The 16,488-nt window shown below is 54.3% G+C and carries 12 protein-coding genes; 6 read left to right on the top strand and 6 right to left on the bottom strand.

All coding sequences use genetic code 11. The annotated features are described in order from the left end of the window. Positions 1-2: 2 nt before the first annotated feature. The 4 genes from WKK33_RS03145 to mnmA all read left to right on the top strand — a co-directional run bounded on the left by WKK33_RS03145 (position 3) and on the right by mnmA (position 5,700). Positions 3-1,208 (top strand): heparan-alpha-glucosaminide N-acetyltransferase domain-containing protein, encoded by a 1,206-nt coding sequence (locus tag WKK33_RS03145; protein ID WP_337932440.1) that lies wholly within the window; start codon positions 3-5, stop codon positions 1,206-1,208. Positions 1,209-1,368: 160 nt separating this feature from the next. Beyond that, on the top strand, positions 1,369-3,060 hold the full coding sequence (locus WKK33_RS03140; protein ID WP_337570520.1) for a putative transporter: 1,692 nt from the start codon (positions 1,369-1,371) through the stop codon (positions 3,058-3,060). A gap of 84 nt (positions 3,061-3,144) precedes the next feature. Next, positions 3,145-4,581 carry a threonine/serine exporter family protein gene (locus WKK33_RS03135; protein WP_337932438.1) on the top strand — a complete coding sequence of 479 codons (1,437 nt, stop codon included), beginning with the start codon at positions 3,145-3,147 and terminating at the stop codon, positions 4,579-4,581. Positions 4,582-4,617: 36 nt separating this feature from the next. After that, entirely contained in the window at positions 4,618-5,700 is a 1,083-nt protein-coding gene (mnmA, locus tag WKK33_RS03130; protein ID WP_337570525.1) for a tRNA 2-thiouridine(34) synthase MnmA, read from the top strand. A gap of 142 nt (positions 5,701-5,842) precedes the next feature. Here the strand turns inward: mnmA and WKK33_RS03125 are convergent, their stop codons facing one another. From WKK33_RS03125 to lysS, 5 genes are all read right to left on the bottom strand, one after another. Continuing rightward, positions 5,843-6,781, bottom strand: a complete 939-nt coding sequence (locus WKK33_RS03125; RefSeq protein ID WP_337932437.1) for a hypothetical protein — start codon at positions 6,779-6,781, stop codon at positions 5,843-5,845. Positions 6,782-7,281: 500 nt separating this feature from the next. Beyond that, positions 7,282-8,016, bottom strand: a complete 735-nt coding sequence (locus WKK33_RS03120) for an HAD hydrolase-like protein (RefSeq protein ID WP_215759403.1) — start codon at positions 8,014-8,016, stop codon at positions 7,282-7,284. Between the two features lie 377 nt (positions 8,017-8,393). Next, complete coding sequence (locus WKK33_RS03115; RefSeq protein WP_337932435.1) at positions 8,394-9,752, bottom strand: glucose-6-phosphate isomerase; 1,359 nt, start codon at positions 9,750-9,752, stop codon at positions 8,394-8,396. A 2-nt stretch (positions 9,753-9,754) separates the two neighbouring features. Next, on the bottom strand, positions 9,755-10,750 hold the full coding sequence (locus WKK33_RS03110) for an NAD(P)H-dependent glycerol-3-phosphate dehydrogenase (protein WP_215759437.1): 996 nt from the start codon (positions 10,748-10,750) through the stop codon (positions 9,755-9,757). Positions 10,751-10,850: 100 nt separating this feature from the next. Beyond that, positions 10,851-12,584: a lysine--tRNA ligase gene (gene lysS / locus WKK33_RS03105; protein WP_337932433.1), complete on the bottom strand. Its 1,734-nt coding sequence runs from the start codon at positions 12,582-12,584 to the stop codon at positions 10,851-10,853. Positions 12,585-12,840: 256 nt separating this feature from the next. On the opposite strand from lysS, the gene WKK33_RS03100 reads away from it, so the two are divergent. Continuing rightward, positions 12,841-13,821, top strand: a complete 981-nt coding sequence (locus WKK33_RS03100) for an SPFH domain-containing protein (protein WP_215759406.1) — start codon at positions 12,841-12,843, stop codon at positions 13,819-13,821. A gap of 268 nt (positions 13,822-14,089) precedes the next feature. After that, a complete protein-coding gene (locus WKK33_RS03095; RefSeq protein ID WP_337932431.1) occupies positions 14,090-14,917 on the top strand; it encodes a hypothetical protein in 828 nt (275 codons plus the stop codon). Positions 14,918-15,095: 178 nt separating this feature from the next. Here the strand turns inward: WKK33_RS03095 and WKK33_RS03090 are convergent, their stop codons facing one another. Then, positions 15,096-16,055: a DMT family transporter gene (locus WKK33_RS03090; protein WP_337932429.1), complete on the bottom strand. Its 960-nt coding sequence runs from the start codon at positions 16,053-16,055 to the stop codon at positions 15,096-15,098. Positions 16,056-16,488: the final 433 nt, after the last annotated feature.

Raw genomic sequence — 16,488 nt, 5'->3', positions numbered from 1 at the left:
CCATGAACGAACCAAACGCAACACCCCACACACAACCCACCCACACCACACCTCCCACGGCCACAGGAAAGAACCAACGACTGATGAGCCTCGACGTGCTCAGAGGACTCACCGTGATGCTGATGATCTTCGTGAACAACGGAGCGGGCGACGACATCTTCCCCATGCTGAAACACGCCAAGTGGAACGGCATGACGCTGGCCGACTTGGTGTTTCCCTTCTTCCTCTTCATCATGGGCGTGGCCTCTTATCTCAGCCTGAAAAAGTATCAGTTTGAATGGTCGGCGCCTCTCGTCAGGAAGATTGTGAAGCGCACCGTGCTGCTCTTCGCCATTGGCCTGGGCCTCAACTGGTTCCACATGCTCTGCGCCGGCAACCCATTCGACCTGGCCCACCTGCGCGTGATGGGTGTGATGCAACGCATCGGCCTCTGCTATGGCTTCACCTCCTTCGCGGTGCTCATCTTCGCCACAGTGGCGCGCGCCAGCGGCACCAAGCGTGCCATGACGGGCGGCCTGTCGGCGCTTATCGCCATCATCATCATCTACCACGCCTTCATGTTGCTGGCCTATGGCGGCTTCAACTACGACGCGTCGACCAACTTCTTGGCCCAGTTCGACCAAACAATTCTCGGCAGCGACCACCTCTACCACAAGTCGCCCGTCGACCCCGAGGGCCTTAGTTCAACGCTGGCCGCGGCCTGCAACACGCTCATCGGGTTCCTGATGGCATCGCTGGCCTTCGGCAAACGGCGCCCCGACACCGCCCGCGTGGCCCTGCGCGTGTTTGGCGATGGTGGCGGACTGCTCCTGGTGCTGGCCACCTTGCTGTGTGGCTTCATCAGCCTCAACAAGCGAGTGTGGAGCCCCACCTACATTCTCATGACCTGCGCGCTGGCCGCCCTGCTGCAAACGGCGCTCATAGCGCTCATCGACGTGTACCCCATGGCACGCAAGTGGATGGTGGCGAAAGGCTTGGGCAAACTGACCCTCATCTTCGGCACCAATCCTCTCTTTCTCTACGTGGGATCGGAGGTGGTGGCCATCGTTCTCTCGGCCATCGGTGTGAGCGACGCCTACTACAACCTGCTGCATAGCGCCATACCCAGCGCAGCGTGGGCCAGCGTGGCCTATAGCCTCACTTTCGTGGCCCTCATGACCCTCATGGGCTACCCCCTGTGGAAGCGGCGCATCTTCATCAAACTGTAATCCATTTTGACGGCCATGGCCCCCGCCAACCCAAACGGCGAGAGCCATGGCCCACCTTTTACCACTTACTCGCTGAATGAAAGGTGTTTCCGTTGGTCGGTTCGGAAAAACTTCGTAACTTTGCACTCACAAAATTCATCTATTAAGTTTTTCGACATCCATGGAATTGCTTAACAAATTATTTTTTGGATCGGACCAATACTGGGCCGGCGGAGTTTCCCACTCCATCTTTATCTTGGCACTTGTCATCACGCTGGGCTTGACTCTCGGCAAACTGAAGGTGCGCAACGTATCAATCGGGCTCACTTGGGTGCTGCTCATCGGTGTGGTATTCGGCTATTTCAGCCTGAGCCTCAATGAGCAACTGCTCCACTTCCTCCGCGAGTTCGGCCTCGTACTCTTCGTTTATTCCATCGGTTTGTCGGTGGGTCCCAGTTTCTTCTCATCATTTAAGAAAGGAGGACTGGCGCTCAACATACTCGTGCTCATCACGATCTGCCTGAGCCTGCTGACCGTGGTGGCCATTCATTTCACCACCAACACGCCCTTCACCGCCCTCGTAGGCATCCTCTCGGGTGCCGTAACCAACACACCCGGACTGGGAGCCGCTCAGCAAACATACTTCAGCATGACCGGCGTAGACGCACCCGACATTGCCATGGGTTACGCCGTGGCCTACCCCATGGGTGTCATTGGCACCATCCTGGCTTTCATCCTGCTGCGCTACCTGCTGCGCATTAAGCCTACCGACGAGGAGCAACAGGCTGAGCGCGGACTCGGACAGCTGGAGCAGCTCACCGTGAGAAGCGTCACGCTGGAGGTGACCAATCCCCGCATCGACGGACAGACGGTGAAGGAGCTGCGCCACATCGCTGAGCGCCGCTTCGTGGTGTCGCGCATCATCATGGATGGCGACGAGAAGCACAACAAGCTCGTCAACGGCGCCACAACACTCCACATGCACGACAAGCTGCTCATCGTGGCAGCACCTAAGGACATCGACGCCATCACAGCGCTCGTGGGCACACCAGTTGAGGTTGACTGGGCTCCGTATGAGAAGGAATACATCAGCCGCCGCGTGCTTGTCACCAAGCCCGAGGTGAACGGCAAGACCCTGAGCCAGCTCAACCTCGGCGACAACTTCGACGCTACCGTGACGCGCGTGAACCGTTCGGGCGTGGACCTCGTGGCACACCCCAGCCTGATCCTCCAACTTGGCGACCGCCTCACCGTGGTGGGCTCAGAACTGGCCATCGGCAAGGTGAGCAAGATGCTGGGCAACTCGCTCAAGCGCCTCAACCACCCGAACCTCATTCCCATCTTCCTGGGCATTGCACTGGGTTGTGTTGTGGCAAACATTCCCCTGCTCATTCCGGGCATTCCTGAGCCCGTCAGACTCGGACTGGCCGGCGGTCCGTTTATCGTGGCCATCCTCATGGGCTACTTCGGCCCGCGTTACCACCTCGTTACCTACAACACCATCTCGGCCAACATGATGCTCCGCGAAATCGGCATCACCATGTTCTTGGCTTGCGTGGGTCTGGGAGCCGGACAAAGCGTTAACAGCAGCCTGTTCGACACACAAGGTCTCTCATGGTTTGCGTATGGCATCATCATCACCATGGTGCCCATCATCTTGGGTGGCATCATCGGCCGCAAGTTCTTCCACCTCAACTACTACACACTGATGGGTGTGCTCTCGGGTGGCAACACCAACCCGCCGGCCCTGGCTTTCTCGAACACGCTTACCGACAGCGACTCGCCTGCCGTGGGATACGCCACCGTTTATCCCTTCGCCATGTTCCTGCGTATCATATCGATACAAATCATGGTGCTGCTCTTCCTATCGTAAGCAGCGCCACAATACATAACCCTTTCATTCACCTAACATTCTTACATGAAGAAAGAGATTCAAGAATTATCGTTTGAAGAACAAATGAAACAAGAAGAAGCCATCGTCGAAGAACAAGAAATCAAGAGCGAACAAAGCACCGACGTGCAAACGCTACGCCGCAAGCTCGACCTACTGTTGCGCACAGTATGCCTGCTGATGGCCAGCAACGCCGACTGTGCACGCATCATGCGCAACCTACACCGTTGTGAGGCGTATCTGGGTTTGCCGCACGAGTACATTCACATTTACCTCAACTTCAACATCGTGATGGTGAACCTCAGCGATGAGACCCACTCCTTCTCCAAATACCAGCGCATCGACAGCCACTGCGTGGATTTCACCATCATCTCGAAGGTGAGCAAGGTGCTGTGGACAGCCATCAGGGAAGACTGGAGCCTCGACAGATACGAGGCGGAGCTCACGGCGTTCAAAAATGCCAAGAAGAACTACACGCCTTGGATGATTGCCATTGCAGCAGGCTTTGCGTGCGGCGGATTCTGTGTGCAGTTTGGTTGCGACTGGCCCGCCTTCTTCTATGCGTCGTTCGCTGCCATCCTGGGCTTCCGCCTGAAAATGTTCTTGAGCAAACTCCATTGGAACGGATATGTGGGCATCGCCATTAGCGCGTTCTTCGCCACCCTGCTGGCCTGGCTCACCACATTCCTGTCGACCAACCCAACGGTGGCCAGCCAGGTCCCCGACTTCATGCATTCCGACACGCCTTTCCATCCGCTCATGGCCTGCACACTGTTTATCGTGCCGGGCGTGCCGCTCATCAACTTTGTGACCGACATGGTGGGCAACTATGTGCAAGTGGGCATCACCCGAGCCCTCATCACGCTGATGATGATCATTGCCATGTCGTTCGGCATCGTGTTTGCCATACAGATCTGTGGCATCGACAACTTTGTGAAGGACCTCAGCATGACACCGCACAACACCTTTGTAAACTACGCTATCGCAGCAGCCGTCTCAGCCATGGGATTCGCTACCATCTTCAACGCACCGAAACGCATCATGCCGGTGCTGGCCATCATGGGCATCATAGCTGTCTGCATACGCAACTTTGTGAACCTCGGTCCGTCGAATGGCAACATCGGTCTCGACCAAGGCATCATCATCGGCTCGTTTGTGGGATCATGCGTGGCAAGTCTTATCGCCACACAGTCGCAGCATTGGCACCATGTGCCCCATCAGGTCATCGCCATACCAGCGGTCATCCCCATGATTCCGGGTGTGATGATGTATCGCGCACTCTTCGGATTCATACAGATGGACGGCGTGATCGGCGAGCTCACCGTGGCCTTCAACTGGGCCATCAAGGCTTCGCTCGTTATCCTCTTCATCGCACTGGGTGTGGCCATCCCTAACATCTTCATGCGCCGACTGATTCAGCCGAAGCGTAAGATGAAGCTGCTGAAGCTCGTGGAGGAGCGCCACAGACGCCATAACGACATGGTGGACCTCAAGAAACTGTAAACCACAGGGGTAACACCCCGCAACAACCAACGGCAAATGAACATAGACGAGATAAAGGACAAGCGCATAGCCGTGCTCCTCTCAGGAGGGGTGGACAGCAGCGTGGTGGTGTACGAGCTGACAAGGCTCGGCCTCCATCCCGACTGCTTCTACATCAAGATTGGACCTGAGGAGAAGGAGGAATGGGACTGCAGCTCGGAGGAAGACCTCGAAATGGCCACCGCCGTGGCAACCAAGTATGGTTGTAAGTTGCAGGTAGTCGACTGCCACAAGGAATACTGGAACCAAGTGACGCGCTACACCATGGACAAAGTGAAGGCGGGCTTTACGCCCAACCCTGACGTGATGTGCAACCGCCTCATCAAGTTTGGCGCATTCGACGAGAAGGCCGGGCACAACTACGACCTCATCGCCACAGGCCATTACGCACAGACGGAATGGATCGACGGACGGAAATGGCTTACCACAAGCCCCGACCCCGTGAAAGACCAAACCGATTTCTTGGCGCAGATACAGCAGTGGCAACTCAAGAAGGCCATCTTCCCCATCGGCCATTACCTGAAACATGAGGTCCGTGAGATTGCCGAACGCGAGCATCTTGTCAGCGCAAGGCGCAAAGATTCGCAAGGCATCTGCTTCCTTGGCAACATCGATTACAACGAGTATGTGAGGCGATACCTCGGTGAGAACCCAGGCGAAGTGATCGAACTGGAGACGGGAAAGAAAATCGGCGAACACAAAGGACTGTGGTTCCACACCATCGGGCAACGCAAGGGACTGGGTCTCGGAGGCGGTCCGTGGTTTGTTATCAAGAAAGATGTGGAGCGCAATGTGTTGTATGTTAGCCACGGATACGACCCCCAAGACGCATATAAGCAGGAGTTTGTGATCCACGGTTTCGACTTCCTGACAGAGGGAATCAGCGAACTGCCCAAACGTGTTACGTTTAAGATTCGGCACACTCCCGAGCATCATGGAGCCACCGTGGTGACTGAGGAGGGTGGCCGTTACCGCATCTTGTCGGACGATAAGATACACGGTGTGGCACCTGGCCAGTTCTGCGTGATATACGATGCGGAGCACCACCGTTGCTACGGTTCAGGCGAAATCACGGTTTAACCCCTATCTATATAATAAGGTCGAGACGTTTTGGTTTCCAATAGGATAACCCAAACGTCTCGACCTTTTTTATCTCTAATCCAACTACGGAGCGCCCTTCGGCATCTTTTCTCCCAAATCCGTCATTAGATTTCAATTCTTGTTAGTGTTTGTTTCGAGCAGGTTGCGACAGGCACGACTTGTTCTTTTTCGTTACCGCCTCTTGCTGTTGGCGCTCCGCATGCTCCTTTTCGGCAGTTGTCGATTGGAGGTTGGCGGCGCCTTGCATGTCGAGTTGCAGCTCACGACGGGTGTTTGTGGTCTGTTCGCGCAGGCCATTCGTTTTCTTGGCAACAAGGGAGTCGGACTTAACGTGAAGCGAATCGGTGGCGATGGGCAGGCTATCGCCACTTGTTGCCAAACTATCTTGCTGCGTCAGGCGTTGCGTTTCGGCCGCCGCCTGCCTCAGTTTTTCCTCTCTTTTCTTCCGCAACAGCGCAATTCGCTCGTCCAGGGCTTGCTGTTGTTCCTGATGCAAGCGGTTGGCTTCTTGTCCTTTCAGATAAGCATTCACCACAGGGTCGTCGTCGAGCTGATCCATCTTCTTAAACGCTGCGCGCACCTTCTTCAAGTGCTTGCGGTCGCGTCGGCCCCTTTTATCGAGCATATTGGCAAAATCGAAGCTGGCCACACCACTGGGAGCCTCGGCCGCGCCTTGCTGAATGGCTCGCGCAAAGCCGTCAGCCATTTTCTCGTTGATGCTTTGAGAACCATCCTTTCCCCACACCACGACCTCACGAAGTGAACTGCCGCTCGGAATGAGGTAGGTGGTATCGGCCACCTCTTTCATCGTCAGCTTAGCGGTTAGGTAGCCCGCCTTATAAACCTTTAGCGTATCGAAATCGGTGGGAATGTGCACAACGCCCCGATAATTGGTACTGTCGCGATAACCATCCTTGGTGGAGACAACGGCCTTGCGAATTGGAACACGGGTCTCCATGTCGGCCACAACAAACTTGCGCACGGGTCTATCGGGCACGGGATAAACCCGTGTCGACTCTTGCGAAAATGCCAACAGCGAAGGCAAGAATAGCAATATCAAACAAATTACTCGCTTCATTACTGCAAAAGTAATGCTTTCGCATGGTCTCTCTCCCGTCCATTATCATCTTTTATGTTATTTAATCTTAATCCCCAAACGGTGAACAGACGGGAACGTGGAAACGGAAAACAATAACAGTTAGGCACTTATGCTGTGACCCATCGAAACAATTGGTGGGCAAAAATCGGGAAACAAGAGAAAGCGTTCGGCGAGGGAAAAGCTATGTCAAGGGCGAAAGATAGTCAGAAGACGGCCGATATGGAATTGCGAAAAAGACGAATCGGAGATGGGAACAAGGGAAGATAAAGATGGAAAAAAGATGAAACAAGGATGGGAACAGGAGAAAACAAAGACGGGAAAATGGAGAAACGAAACCGGGATTGGAAATGTGCAACGGGTAGAAACGAAAGGTGTCGGGCAAACAGAACGCTCTATTCGCATAACGATTTGGGCATTTTGCTTGTCCGACACCTTGTGTTTCCTATCGACTTTTGGGAGCTCTACAATCCAAAGTCAGCCCACTGCTCGCTCAGTTGGGCAATGCATGGGAAGAGCAGATGTGCCCCTTCGTTTGTCAACGCCTCATCAGGCAGCGGACCACTGTTCACAGCTACCGTGAAGCATCCGGCAGCCACGCCAGCGCGAACGCCCAAAGGAGCGTTCTCTACCACAATGCCTTGGTACGGCTTAAGGTTTCCGGCCTTCTTCAATCCCATCAGATAAGGGTCGGGATTGGGCTTGCCACGCTCCACATCGTAAGCCGTCACGATGTGTTTCTCATCCACAAACTCACCGAAATCCGCGAGCAACCGCTGGATAAGGGGGCGCTGACCAGAGCCCGTCACCACACCAACCTGCAGGCCGCAACGCTTGATCTGCTGCATTAGCGAATACACACCATCGAAGATTTTGGCCTCGCCCATCTCATGAAAGAGGGCTGTCTTCACATCGTAAATGCGTTGGGCTTCCTCCTCGGAGATGTCTTCACCCTTCTGTTGCTTGACAAACACGCGAATGGTATCGATGCCACGAGCACCTTCCGTGGCGTAAGCGTCGGCAGCGGTCATCACCAAGCCAAACTGCGCCATGGCCTTCTGCCACGCAATGGCATGATGAGGCATGGAGTCGTAAAGAACGCCATCCATATCGAAAAGCACCACCTTAAACGGCCGTTCACCACGCTGAACGCTAAGGTTTCCGTTGCTCAAATACTTGTTTATTGCTTCTTGTATCATTGTTGAATGCGTCATCGTTGGCCAGCAACCTGCAAACCAACCGTCTAACCCAAAACGGTCGTCAGACCGAATCATGTGATATAACCTGTGAATTGTTCTCCTTTCCTACTCCAACCGGCCCTTCTTTCCGCCTCGTATTTGAAGTCAGCATATCGCCTTGTTGCGCTACGCCTTCCACGAAGCCAGCAGAACCTACTTGAGACAAAGCCAATCAAATTGAAAAAACAATGACCGATTGGGGGTTAAAGAAGAGCCATTCCTACCCAAAGGATGAGGAATGGCTCTTCGCATTTTGTCCTGTCTTAAGGGGGAGGGGCGATTGTTAACGTTCAATGTCCCATCCCACACAAGACGTCAAAAGGTTCACGCTATGCCAATTACTTCTCCTTGGCAAGACGCTCTTGGATAGCCTTGCTGTCGGCCTCATAACCAGGCTTGTTGAGCAGCGCGAACATATTCTTCTTATAAGCCTCAACACCCGGCTGGTTGAACGGATTGACCTCCTCCAACAGACCGCTGATGCCACAAGCCTTCTCGAAGAAATAGATGAGCTGACCAATGTAATACTCGTTGAGCTTGGGCATGCTGATGCGGATGTTGGGAACGCCACCATCCACGTGAGCCAGCTTCGTACCCAGTTCAGCCATCTTGTTCACCTCGTCAACACGCTTGCCCTCCAGGAAGTTCAGGCCGTCGAGGTTCTCGTCGTCGTGGGGGAAGAGCACCTTGTTGTTGGGCTCCTCAATCGAGATAACAGTCTCGAAGATGGTACGCTCGCCATCCTGAATCCACTGGCCCATAGAGTGCAGGTCTGTGGTGAAGTCGCAAGCTGCGGGGAAGATGCCCTTATGGTCCTTGCCCTCGCTCTCTCCGTAAAGCTGCTTCCACCACTCAGCGATGAAGTGGAGTTTCGGCTGGTAGTTGGCAATGATCTCGATCTTCTTGCCGGCCTGCGTGTAAAGAGCCTGGCGAACAGCGGCATACTGGGCGCTGATGTTGTCGGCGTAAGCCACGTCGGAAGCCGTAGCCTTCTCCATGTCCTGAGCACCGCTCACCAAAGCCTTGATGTCGAAGCCTGCCACAGCGATGGGAAGCAGACCCACCGGAGTAAGAACTGAGAAACGACCACCCACATTGTCGGGAATGACAAATGTCTTGTAGCCTTCCTTATCGGCAGCGGCGCGAGCGGCTCCCTTGTGTGCGTCGGTGATGGCAACGATGACATCCTTGGCGGCCTCTTTGCCCATCTGCTCCTCACACTGTTTCTTCAGCAGGCGGAACGTGAGGGCGGTCTCGGTGGTTGTGCCCGATTTAGAGATGTTGATCACGCCAAACTTCTTACCCTTCAGATAGGCGGTGAGTTCAGCCAGGTAATCTTCGCCAATATTGTTTCCGGCGAACAGGATAACCGGGTTCTTCTTATCGCCAACGAGCCAAGCGAAACTGTTGCCCAAAGCCTCGATGACGGCGCGTGCGCCAAGATAAGAACCGCCGATACCAGCGACCACTACCACTTCGCACTTCTCACGCAACGTGTTGGCCACAGCCTGCACACTGTTGAGGAACTCCTCTGTTATCTCTGAGGGCAGATGAAGCCATCCCAGGAAATCGTTGCCTGGGCAAGTAGCGTTTTCCAATGCCTTTTGGGCCTCTTTCACTTTGCTCTCATAGCCTTCCACTACACCTGCATTCAGGAACTGGGTGGCTTTTCTAATGTCTAATTGGATGTTTTCCATTGTTATCTGAAACTATCTGTTAATAACTTTATTTCTATTTGGGGATTGATGCCTTCGTAAAGGATGTTGTACATGGCATCGAGGATGGGCATGTTGACGTGCATGTGTCGGTTGATCTCTTTCATACACTTCGTTCCGAAGTAGCCCTCGGCAATCATCTCCATCTCGATCTGCGCCGTCTTCACGGAGTATCCCTTACCGATCATCGTTCCAAAGGTCCTGTTGCGCGAGAAGTTTGAATATCCGGTCACCAAGAGGTCGCCCAGATAAACACTGTCGTAGATGGAACGTTGGATGGGATGTACGGCTGTCAAGAATCGGTTCATCTCCTGCACAGCGTTGCTGATGAGCACCGCCTGAAAGTTGTCGCCATACTTCAATCCGTTGCAGATGCCGGCTGCAATGGCATATACGTTCTTGAGCACCGACGAGTACTCAATGCCAATGACATCGCTCGACGTCTTGGTCTTGATAAACTCCGACGCGAGCACCTCGGTGAAAGCGGCAGCCTTGTCCACGTCCTTGCATCCCACGGTGAGGTAGCTCAGTCGTTCGAGCGCCACCTCCTCGGCATGCGACGGACCGCCAATGCACGCCAAGTTCTCCAACGGCACATCGTAGACCTGATGAAAATACTCGGAGCACACCAGGTTCTCGTCGGGCACAATACCCTTGATGGCCGTAACAACAAACTTGTCACGGATATTGGTCTTCAGCTTCCGAAGATGATTCTTGAGATAGGGAGAGGGAGTTACAAAGACGAGCGTGTCGTACTCCTTGACGATTCTGTTGATGTCTGACGAGAAGAATATCTCGTCGACATTGAACCGAGCCGACCTCAGGTAGGCAGGGTTGTGTCCCAACCTCTTAAAGTCTTCGATACGGTCGTCGCGCCGCATGTACCACCCTATGTGGTGCGTGTGACCCACAACAATCTTTGCAATGGCCGTGGCCCACGACCCGCCTCCAATGATGGCAATCTTTCCTACGTTGTACATAAGCTCTAAGTCCCTAAGCATTCCTCCCACTTTCATGGGAGGATTGTCTGATTACACAACGGTGGTTCCCTTTGGCGGTCGCCACCCGCGAAGCTTATTCTCAGGCCTTAGCCCCGTCGATCCATTTCTGGATCTCCTCGACAGAAGGCTTCTCGTAGCCCAACTTGTATTTCTTGTTGATGTCGCCCAACTTCTGCTGTAAGCCTTGCGCCTTCTGGTCCTTGATGTCGGAAATGAGGTTGAATCCAGCCTTACGCAACACGTAAACCCAGTTTTCCTCCACACCGAGCTCGGCCCATTCCTTCACAGTGCTCTGCGGCATCTTGGCCTCGGGCTTCAACTGGGGGAAGGGCATTACCTCTTGGATGTTCTCCTTACCCGTTACGAGCATAACGAGACGGTCGATACCGATACCGATGCCACTTGTTGGAGGCATGCCATACTGCAGGGCGCGCAGGAAGTCGTGGTCGATGACCATGGCCTCATCGTCGCCCTTGTCGGCAAGCTTCATCTGGTCGATGAAACGCTGTTCCTGGTCGATGGGGTCGTTGAGCTCCGAGTAGGCGTTGGCCAGCTCCTTACCGTTGACCATCAGCTCGAAGCGTTCGGTCAGTCCGGGCTTTGAGCGGTGCATCTTCGTGAGCGGCGACATCTCCACAGGATAGTCGATGATGAAGGTCGGCTGAATGAAGGTACCCTCGCAATACTCGCCGAAGATCTCGTCGATGAGCTTACCCTTGCCGGCAGTCTCGTCCACGGTCTCAATCTTGAGTTTGTTCAAGGCGATGTCGCGAATTTCCTCCTCGCTCAGTCCGTTGAGGTCGTAGCCTGTCTTCTCCTTGATGGCGTCGAGGATAGGTATACGCTTGAAGGGAGCCTTGTAGCTGATGGTCTTGCCTTGGTATTCCACCTTGTCTGTTCCATTGACGGCAACGCAGATGGTCTCGAGCAATTTCTCGGTGAACTTCATCATCCAGTTGTAGTCCTTATAGGGCACATATAGCTCCATGCAGGTAAACTCGGGGTTGTGGAACTTGTCCATTCCCTCGTTACGGAAGTTCTTTCCGATCTCATACACGCCATCGAAGCCACCCACGATGAGTCGCTTCAGATAGAGCTCGGTAGCGATACGCATGTACATATCGGTGTCGAGCGCATTGAAATGGGTGATGAACGGGCGTGCCGATGCTCCACCCGGTATGTTCTGCAGGATAGGTGTTTCCACCTCGGTATATCCATGCTTGTCGAAGAAGTCGCGCATGGTGCGCAGCACGGTGGCTCGCTTGATGAACGTTTCCTTCACGCCATCGTTGACCACGAGGTCCACGTAGCGCTGGCGGGCGCGCATCTCCGGGTCGTCAAACTTGTCGTAAGCCACACCATCCTTATACTTCACGATGGGCAGCGGCTTCAGGCTCTTGCTCAGCAATGTCAGCTCCTCCACATGCACAGAGATCTCTCCCATCTGTGTGCGGAAGGCGTATCCCTTGACACCCACGATGTCGCCGATGTCCATGAGCTTCTTGAATACCTTATTATATAAGTCCTTGTCCTCACCGGGGCAAAGGTCGTCGCGTGAGATGTAGAGCTGAATGCGGCCCTTGCCGTCCTGGAGCTCAGCGAATGAGGCCTTACCCATGATTCGCTTCGTCATCAGTCGTCCGGCGATGGTCACTTCGCGTTTCTCGTCGTCCTTGAAGTTAGCCTTGATATCCTCACTGGTGGCATTCACGGGAAACTCGGCGGCGGGATAGGGGTCGATGCCCATATTGCGCAGCTCCTGCAGGCTTTGGCGGCGGCCAATTTCCTGCTCACTTAACTCTAAAATGTTCATAAGTCCTTGTTAATCGAATATATTCTTACGGTGTGCAAAGGTAATAAAAACAATTGAAACTATGTCGTTTTTAATAATAAATAACCTCGCGCATCGCCATGCTTCCACTCCGCCCCACCCCAACAAGCGCCCCATGCAGTCATAACAAGTGTTAAATAATAGGGCAAACTCTTGACGGGAATCTCGTTTTTACATATCTTTGCGATATCATAATGATATTATACTGAACCCAATGACTCATCAAATAAACTTCAATATGGAAACAACTAAAACAACACAAGCCGTTTCCTCGCCCGCGACCAGCGGCGAGCGCAGTTTCGAGGGCTACACCATGAATGGTTTCTTAGCGCTCTTCATCATTCTCGCCCTGATTTTGGCCGTAGGCGGATGGCTCATCTTGAGCATCATTGCCGAGAATTCCGTGCCCTGCGTCATCAGTTCCCTCCTCCTCGTCTGCCTTCTGTTTTGCGCCAAAGGTTTTGTGCAGCAAGAGCCCAACGAGGCACGTGTCATGATGTTCTTCGGCAAGTACAAGGGCACGTTCAAGAGCGTGGGCTTCTATTGGATGAACCCATTCATCAACACAAAGCGCCTCTCCCTTCGCTCGCGCAACATCGACGCCGAGCCCATCAAGGTCAACGACAAGCAGGGCAACCCCGTGATGATTGGCCATGTGCTGGTGTGGCGCCTGAAAGACACCTACAAAGCCATGTTTGAGATCGACTCGCAGACCATGGCTCGCAACACGGCTTCCGTGGGCACCGATGTAAACAGCATCATGAGCGCGTTCGAGAACTTCGTGAAGATTCAGAGCGACGCTGCCCTGCGCCAGGTGGCCGGCCTCTATTCGTACGATAACAACGAGAGCAGCGACGAGGTGACGCTGCGCGGTGGTGGCGACATCATCAACAAGCAACTGGAGGAGCGTCTCGACGAGCGTCTCAACATGGCGGGCATCGAGATTGTGGAGGCGCGCATCAACTACCTGGCCTACGCTCCCGAGATTGCCGCCGTGATGCTGCGTCGCCAGCAGGCCGACGCCATCATCGCTGCCCGCGAGAAGATCGTGGAGGGTGCCGTCAGCATGGTAAAGATGGCGCTCGACCGCCTCTCATCCGAGCAGGTGGTGGAGCTCGACGACGACAAGAAGGCGTCGATGGTCTCCAACCTCTTGGTGGTGCTCTGCGGCGACGACAGCGCCCAACCCGTGGTCAACACAGGCTCTCTCAACATGTAATTCTCTTGTTCTATGGCTAAAGCAACCAAAAGTTTTGTGCTCAGGCTCGACTCCGCCACGATGCAAGCGGTGGAGAAATGGGCTGCCGACGAGTTTCGGTCCACCAACGGCCAGTTGCAGTGGATCGTGGCCGACGCCTTACGGCGCAACCGCCGCCGGCCAGTAGGCAGGGCGACAATCTTGAGGAGAGCGCCGAGGCCCAAACACAACACTAATCATCATCCGGCGGTGAGGGCCACACGCGCTCACTGCCGCTTACCTCCCATTCATGAAGCCTCTTATCTTAAGCACCCGCAACATCATTCCCACGGGCAACAAGGAACGCCCTGTCGTCGTGCGCCGCACATGGTCCAGCACCCTCATCAACGTGCTGTTGGGCGTGCTTCTTCTCACCTTCAGCGTCTTGCACATCTGCGTCTCCGGCGTCGAGCACACCTTCCGCTTTTACTTCACGTCGGCACTGTCCGCACACGTCATCCTCATGTACTTCACCCACGCCGTGAAGGGCGAGCATCCCGAGAACAACCTCGACACCGAGGAGTTCACTTGCCTGCAACAGTATGCCTTGTTCATCTGGAAAGAACGGCTGAAGAGCGCCAGCCTTGCCGTGGCCCTCATCTGCTGCTGCTTCAGCGACGACGACCTTGTGGGCGTCATTGGCATTCTGTTCTTGGCCTTTTTTTTCATAACGACATGGTATTTCAAACAGCAGATCAAGCTTGCCGGACGGTTAGCGCCCGACCTGAACCTGTCGCCCCGCATACAGGTTGTGCTCGGCCTCTCGCCACTGGCCGCCAAGTTGGAGAAGGTGGCGCTGGCCTCCATGGCCGTGGCGGTTGGTGTGGGTCTGTGGGGCGGCCTGTCGTCATTTCTCAACGATTCCAATAGCGGCATGCTCATCTGGGGCCTTTGCCTATCGTTCTGCGCTGTGGGGGTCACCTTCTCGCTCCGCAAGATGATGCGCCAACCCATCAGTCTGGCCGACCAGGACGAGGCCAACGAGGTGATGCGCGACCGTTGGATTATTCCGCTCATCAGCCTCTGCATCAATGTCATAGGCTCCATCGTCTTCGTTGCCTTCCGCCTGTTTGGCTAACCCCCAGGCAACCGTTAGGCGTTCTGGCCGACGAGACGCATGGCCGGCGCCCACATGGCCTCCCAAAACCAGTTGTCCCCCTCTCCCACATGTTGTGTGGAGGAGGGGGACAACTGGTTATGGACATCCCGAGAGGCGATACGCCCATGAGCCGAATCGCGCGCATGGGCTATGGCGCTCACTCATGCTTCCTATGGAACGGGAAGCGGAGGCGGGGCGGCACAAAGCTGATGCGGTGGCGCTTGGACGCCGCTTCTTGAGGCTTCTTGTCGCTTCGCGCCATGATGATGATGATAACGGCCGAGAGGATGAGCACAATGCCGATGGCGAGACGCAACGAGAAGGTCTCAGAGAACACCATGCATCCGATAAACACGCCCGTGACGGGTTCCAAGGCGCCCATGATGGCCGACGGCGTACTGCCGATGTTATTGATCGACACGGTCATGAAATAGAGGCTCAGCACAGTGGGCAACAAGGCCAACTGGACGGCCGAGGCCCACTGGCGGGTGCCGTGGAGCATCTGCAAATGCTCGCCCGACACAAACGAGAAGGCCACAATGGAGAACAGTCCGCCCAGCACAATCCAGAAGGTGAACTTCAAGGGCGAATAGCTGGTGGTCCACTGGTTTACGCTGATGATGTAAACGGCGTAGAGCAGCGAGGACAGCAACACAAGCACCACGCCCACCGAGGAGAGCGCCACGTCGCCGTCGCCCCGATAGAGCATGGCTATGCCAAGGGTGGCCAAGGCTATGGAGAGCGTGGTGGTCAAGGTGATGCGCTCATGGAAGAACGCCACCATGAGCACCGCGGTCATGATGGGATAACTGAAGAGAATGGTCGAGGCGACGCCCACATCCATATAGTGGAAACTGAGGAAGAGGGCTATCGACGACAAGGCGAACACGCCGCCTAAGACGACAAAGCGGATGGCGTGGCCCCAACTGATGCGAAAGCTCTCGCCCTTCACCATCATCCACAAGGCGAAGAACACCACGGCCAAGCCATAGCGGTAAAACAACACCGAGGCTGAGTTGATGTCGTCCTGGTACAAATAGACGGCTCCCAACGGATTGGTGCCATAAAAGATAGCGGCCAGCACGCCAGCCACAAAACCTTTCACTTTTGAGTTCATGCGTTTTAAGCGATTTAAGTTAACCTTACATGATAGAATAAAACGATTGCAAAGGTAAGCATTTCCCCGTACGCCGCCAAGCAAACCCCAAGAAGATTGCCGAAAGGCCACATATCAAAAAAATAAGGAAAAAAACAAGCCAAGCCCTTGCATGTTAAACCATTTTGCCCTATCTTTGCGATACAACAAGAATCTACAACATCGAACTGAAAGCAGAAAGCAGCTTGCACTAATCATCAAAGATGGATAAAACTATTTGACGCGCTAAGGAGAACAAGGGGAATATCGGTTTAACACAGCGCATCTGATGAAGCCTCCCAAAAGACAAAGGAGAATCATGTTGACGACTGAGTTGAAAACATCATTTCTAACAAACTCAAATTACTAGTGATGCGATATTAATCGCTTAACTATAGTTATATATTTGATATTT

The organism is Hallella sp. (genome assembly GCF_037460745.1).
Lineage (GTDB): Bacteria > Bacteroidota > Bacteroidia > Bacteroidales > Bacteroidaceae > Prevotella > Prevotella faecis.
The sequence above is the reverse complement of the archived record's forward strand: the minus strand, read 5'-3'. Positions and strand labels throughout refer to the sequence as shown.

What these genes read in the sequence shown, in the direction of transcription:
- WKK33_RS03120 (WP_215759403.1), bottom strand. Translation starts at nt 8,016, where the DNA reads ATGATACAAGAAGCAATAAACAAGTATTTGAGCAACGGAAACCTTAGC.
- mnmA (WP_337570525.1), top strand. Translation starts at nt 4,618, where the DNA reads ATGAACATAGACGAGATAAAGGACAAGCGCATAGCCGTGCTCCTCTCA.
- WKK33_RS03095 (WP_337932431.1), top strand. Translation starts at nt 14,090, where the DNA reads ATGAAGCCTCTTATCTTAAGCACCCGCAACATCATTCCCACGGGCAAC.
- WKK33_RS03090 (WP_337932429.1), bottom strand. Translation starts at nt 16,055, where the DNA reads ATGAACTCAAAAGTGAAAGGTTTTGTGGCTGGCGTGCTGGCCGCTATC.
- lysS (WP_337932433.1), bottom strand. Translation starts at nt 12,584, where the DNA reads ATGAACATTTTAGAGTTAAGTGAGCAGGAAATTGGCCGCCGCCAAAGC.
- WKK33_RS03140 (WP_337570520.1), top strand. Translation starts at nt 1,369, where the DNA reads ATGGAATTGCTTAACAAATTATTTTTTGGATCGGACCAATACTGGGCC.
- WKK33_RS03145 (WP_337932440.1), top strand. Translation starts at nt 3, where the DNA reads ATGAACGAACCAAACGCAACACCCCACACACAACCCACCCACACCACA.
- WKK33_RS03100 (WP_215759406.1), top strand. Translation starts at nt 12,841, where the DNA reads ATGGAAACAACTAAAACAACACAAGCCGTTTCCTCGCCCGCGACCAGC.
- WKK33_RS03110 (WP_215759437.1), bottom strand. Translation starts at nt 10,750, where the DNA reads ATGTACAACGTAGGAAAGATTGCCATCATTGGAGGCGGGTCGTGGGCC.
- WKK33_RS03135 (WP_337932438.1), top strand. Translation starts at nt 3,145, where the DNA reads ATGAAACAAGAAGAAGCCATCGTCGAAGAACAAGAAATCAAGAGCGAA.
- WKK33_RS03115 (WP_337932435.1), bottom strand. Translation starts at nt 9,752, where the DNA reads ATGGAAAACATCCAATTAGACATTAGAAAAGCCACCCAGTTCCTGAAT.